Raw genomic sequence first — 5,100 nt, 5'->3', positions numbered from 1 at the left:
CGAAGGGCGAACACGTGGTTCCAATAAAAACAAAAAGCCTGTCTTTTCAGACAGGCTTCTCTAAAGAAAGGCGACGACATACTCTCCCACAAATTGCAGTACCATCTGCGCAGGCGGGCTTAACTTCTCTGTTCGGGATGGGAAGAGGTGAGCCCCGCCGCAATAACCACCTTAAGTCGTTAGTTGCTTTGGGCAACTTGTTTGCAGTTTTGCTTTTAAAAAAGCCAAATACAAACTAATATTATCAACACACTGGGATAAAGAAATTTTTTAATAAAGAAAGAAAGTTTATTCCTGCCCTTTCGGGCAGGAAAATTGTACATAAGCTTACGGGTTATTAGTACTACTCGACTATGACATTACTGCCTTTACATCTATAGCCTATCAACGTGGTCATCTCCCACGACCCTTAAAAGAAATCTCATCTTGTGGTGGGTTTCGCGCTTATATGCTTTCAGCGCTTATCCCTTCCCAACGTAGCTACTCTGCGATGCTCCTGGCGGAACAACAGATACACCAGCGGTTAGTCCAATTCGGTCCTCTCGTACTAGAATCAGATCCACTCAAATTTCTTGCGCCCACAGTAGATAGAGACCGAACTGTCTCACGACGTTCTGAACCCAGCTCGCGTGCCACTTTAATGGGCGAACAGCCCAACCCTTGGGACCTTCTCCAGCCCCAGGATGTGACGAGCCGACATCGAGGTGCCAAACCCCCCCGTCGATATGAGCTCTTGGGGGAGATCAGCCTGTTATCCCCGGCGTACCTTTTATCCTTTGAGCGATGGCCCTTCCATGCGGAACCACCGGATCACTATGCTCTACTTTCGTACCTGATCGACCTGTATGTCTCTCAGTCAAGCTCCCTTATGCCATTGCACTCTACGCACGGTTACCAAGCGTACTGAGGGAACCTTTAGAAGCCTCCGTTACTCTTTTGGAGGCGACCACCCCAGTCAAACTACCCACCAAGCAATGTCCCCCGCAAAACGGGGTTAGGCTTCAGATAAGCAAAGGGTGGTATTTCAACAATGACTAACCAACGCCTGGCGACGCTGGATCGAAGTCTCCCACCTATCCTACACATCACTTATCCAAAGTCAATACTAAGCTATAGTAAAGGTGCACAGGGTCTTTTCGTCCCACTGCGGGTAAGCGGCATCTTCACCGCTACTACAATTTCACCGAGCTCATGGCTGAGACAGTGTCCAGATCGTTACACCATTCGTGCAGGTCGGAACTTACCCGACAAGGAATTTCGCTACCTTAGGACCGTTATAGTTACGGCCGCCGTTTACTGGGGCTTCAATTCAATGCTTCTCCGAAGATAACATCTCCTCTTAACCTTCCAGCACCGGGCAGGTGTCAGGCCCTATACTTCATCTTACGATTTTGCAGAGCCCTGTGTTTTTGATAAACAGTCGCCTGGACCTCTTCACTGCGGCCAGCATTGCTGCTGGCGACCTTTCTCCCGAAGTTACAGGTCTATTTTGCCTAATTCCTTAGCCATGAATCTCTCGAGCACCTTAGGATTCTCTCCTCGACTACCTGTGTCGGTTTACGGTACGGGTACTAATAACCTGAAGTTTAGAGGTTTTTCTTGGAAGCCCTTAGGTACACTATCTCTTTGTCCGAAGACTCCGAGTACTATCGCATTTCCCCAAGCTCTCCGGATTTGCCTAGAGAGCCTATAGGTAGGTGCTTCAACGAACTATTCCGTCAGTTCGCGGTACTTTCATCACTCCGTCACCCCATCACAGTTATCAGTAGTACGGGAATATTAACCCGTTGGCCATCGACTGTCCCTTTCGGGTTCGCCTTAGGACCCGACTAACCCTCAGCTGATTAGCATAGCTGAGGAAACCTTAGTCTTTCGGTGTGCGGGTTTCTCGCCCGCATTATCGTTACTTATGCCTACATTTTCTTTTCTAACCAGTCCAGCATACCTTACGATACACCTTCAACCCTGTTAGAATGCTCCCCTACCACTTGTAATAAATTACAAATCCATAGCTTCGGTAATATACTTATGCCCGATTATTATCCATGCCCGACCGCTCGACTAGTGAGCTGTTACGCACTCTTTAAATGAATGGCTGCTTCCAAGCCAACATCCTAGCTGTCTGTGCAGTCGGACCTCGTTCTTTCAACTTAGTATATATTTGGGGACCTTAGCTGATGGTCTGGGTTCTTTCCCTCTCGGACTTGGACCTTAGCACCCAAGCCCTCACTGTTATGAAACATTATATAGCATTCGGAGTTTGTCAGGAATTGGTAGGCGGTGAAGCCCCCGCATCCAATCAGTAGCTCTACCTCTATATAACTTTACGCATAACGCTGCACCTAAATGCATTTCGGGGAGTACGAGCTATTTCCGAGTTTGATTGGCCTTTCACCCCTACCCACAGGTCATCCGAAGACTTTTCAACGTCAACCGGTTCGGACCTCCACTGTGTGTTACCACAGCTTCATCCTGCCCATGGGTAGATCACACGGTTTCGCGTCTAACACTACTGACTAAAGCGCCCTATTCAGACTCGCTTTCGCTACGGATCCGTGGCTTAACCACTTATCCTTGCCAGCAACGTTAACTCGTAGGCTCATTATGCAAAAGGCACGCCGTCACCCCACGAAAGGGCTCCGACCGCTTGTAGGCGTATGGTTTCAGGATCTGTTTCACTCCGTTATTCACGGTTCTTTTCACCTTTCCCTCACGGTACTGGTTCACTATCGGTCTCTCAGGAGTATTTAGCCTTAGCGGATGGTCCCGCCAAATTCAGACAGGGTTTCACGTGCCCCGCCCTACTCAGGATACCACTATCTATTATACTCGTTACCCATACGGGGCTATCACCCTCTATGGCGTTACTTTCCAGCAACTTCCGGTTCCTTGTACATAAAATGTCGTGGTCCTACAACCCCAGCCGTGCCGTAACACTTCTGGTTTGGGCTAATCCGCGTTCGCTCGCCACTACTTACGGAATCACTTTTGTTTTCTTCTCCTCCGCCTACTTAGATGTTTCAGTTCAGCGGGTTTGCTCCCTATCGGGTAATACATCTTCAATGTATTGGGTTGCCCCATTCGGATATCGCCGGATCACCTCGTGTGTGCCAATCCCCGGCGCTTTTCGCAGCTTATCACGTCCTTCATCGCCTCTGAGAGCCAAGGCATCCCCCATACGCCCTTATTTTGCTTATTGTACTTTCATTCTTTGCTATAAATAACAAAGAATTGTGTTCTTTCTACTTTTTAAATATTTTCTTATCCCAATATGTCAATGAACTTTTTTCCTTTCGGAATCGTGGAGAATAACGGAGTCGAACCGTTGACCTCCTGCGTGCAAGGCAGGCGCTCTAGCCAGCTGAGCTAATCCCCCAATGAATTTCTGATGTGGCTTGCGCCCTGTTCGGCCCATGGCCTCGAGTCAGAATCCGTAATTGATGAATTCTCAACCTCCAGAATTTCCTTTTTTAGTAAATAGTTGTCTCGGACAGACTCGAACTGTCGACCCCTACATTATCAGTGTAGTACTCTAACCAGCTGAGCTACGAGACACTCTTTTTCCTAAAATCACACAACCAATGGCCATGCGTGTAATATTTGAATTAACAGCGAGAGTAAAATGAGACCTTTTCCGATCTACTATTAGTAACTTTGCGTCTTTCTCTAGAAAGGAGGTGTTCCAGCCGCACCTTCCGGTACGGCTACCTTGTTACGACTTAGCCCTAGTTACCAGTTTTACCCTAGGCAGCTCCTTGCGGTCACCGACTTCAGGCACCCCCAGCTTCCATGGCTTGACGGGCGGTGTGTACAAGGCCCGGGAACGTATTCACCGGATCATGGCTGATATCCGATTACTAGCGATTCCAGCTTCACGGAGTCGAGTTGCAGACTCCGATCCGAACTGAGAACGGTTTTGTAGATTCGCTCCTGGTCACCCAGTGGCTGCTCTCTGTACCGTCCATTGTAGCACGTGTGTAGCCCAAGGCGTAAGGGCCGTGATGATTTGACGTCATCCCCACCTTCCTCACAGTTTGCACTGGCAGTCTTGTTAGAGTTCCCGACTTGACTCGCTGGCAACTAACAACAGGGGTTGCGCTCGTTATAGGACTTAACCTGACACCTCACGGCACGAGCTGACGACAACCATGCAGCACCTTGTAAATTGTCTTGCGAAAGATCTGTTTCCAAACCGGTCAATCTACATTTAAGCCTTGGTAAGGTTCCTCGCGTATCATCGAATTAAACCACATGCTCCACCGCTTGTGCGGGCCCCCGTCAATTCCTTTGAGTTTCATTCTTGCGAACGTACTCCCCAGGTGGGATACTTATCACTTTCGCTTAGCCACTGAGTCTTGCAACCCAACAGCTAGTATCCATCGTTTACGGCGTGGACTACCAGGGTATCTAATCCTGTTCGCTACCCACGCTTTCGTCCATCAGCGTCAATATATTGATAGTAACCTGCCTTCGCAATTGGTATTCCATGTAATCTCTAAGCATTTCACCGCTACACTACATATTCTAGTTACTTCCCAATAATTCAAGACCAGCAGTATCAATGGCAATTTCCCGGTTGAGCCGGGAGATTTCACCACTGACTTACTGGCCCGCCTACGGACCCTTTAAACCCAATGATTCCGGATAACGCTTGGACCCTCCGTATTACCGCGGCTGCTGGCACGGAGTTAGCCGGTCCTTATTCTTACGATACCGTCAAGCTGCTTCACGAAGCAGTGTTTCTTCTCGTATAAAAGCAGTTTACACACCATAGATGCTTCATCCTGCACGCGGCATGGCTGGTTCAGGCTTGCGCCCATTGACCAATATTCCTCACTGCTGCCTCCCGTAGGAGTCTGGTCCGTGTCTCAGTACCAGTGTGGGGGATCTCCCTCTCAGGACCCCTACCCATCGTCGCCATGGTAAGCCGTTACCTTACCATCTAGCTAATGGGACGCATGCTCATCTTTCACCGATAAATCTTTAATAATTAAATGATGCCACTCAATTATACTATAAGGTATTAATCCAAATTTCTCTGGGCTATCCCTTTGTGAAAGGTAGATTGCATACGCGTTACGCACCCGTGCGCCGGTCTCT

Annotated in this window: 2 tRNA genes and 3 rRNA genes; all 5 read right to left on the bottom strand. The window is 48.6% G+C overall.

Going from position 1 to position 5,100, the window contains the following annotated elements:
* Nucleotides 1–65: 65 nt before the first annotated feature.
* Nucleotides 66–174: ribosomal RNA gene (gene rrf, locus BLS32_RS18155) — 5S ribosomal RNA — on the bottom strand.
* A gap of 143 nt (nucleotides 175–317) precedes the next feature.
* Nucleotides 318–3,199: ribosomal RNA gene (locus BLS32_RS18150) — 23S ribosomal RNA — on the bottom strand.
* A 103-nt stretch (nucleotides 3,200–3,302) separates the two neighbouring features.
* A tRNA-Ala gene (locus BLS32_RS18145) sits at nucleotides 3,303–3,376 on the bottom strand.
* Nucleotides 3,377–3,481: 105 nt separating this feature from the next.
* Nucleotides 3,482–3,555, bottom strand: a tRNA-Ile gene (locus tag BLS32_RS18140).
* A 115-nt stretch (nucleotides 3,556–3,670) separates the two neighbouring features.
* Nucleotides 3,671–5,100 (bottom strand): 16S ribosomal RNA (locus tag BLS32_RS18135); the annotation flags it as partial.

Origin of the sequence: Flavobacterium noncentrifugens (assembly GCF_900100375.1) — a bacterium.
GTDB classification, from domain to species: domain Bacteria; phylum Bacteroidota; class Bacteroidia; order Flavobacteriales; family Flavobacteriaceae; genus Flavobacterium; species Flavobacterium noncentrifugens.
This window is presented reverse-complemented; position numbering and strand designations above follow the sequence as displayed.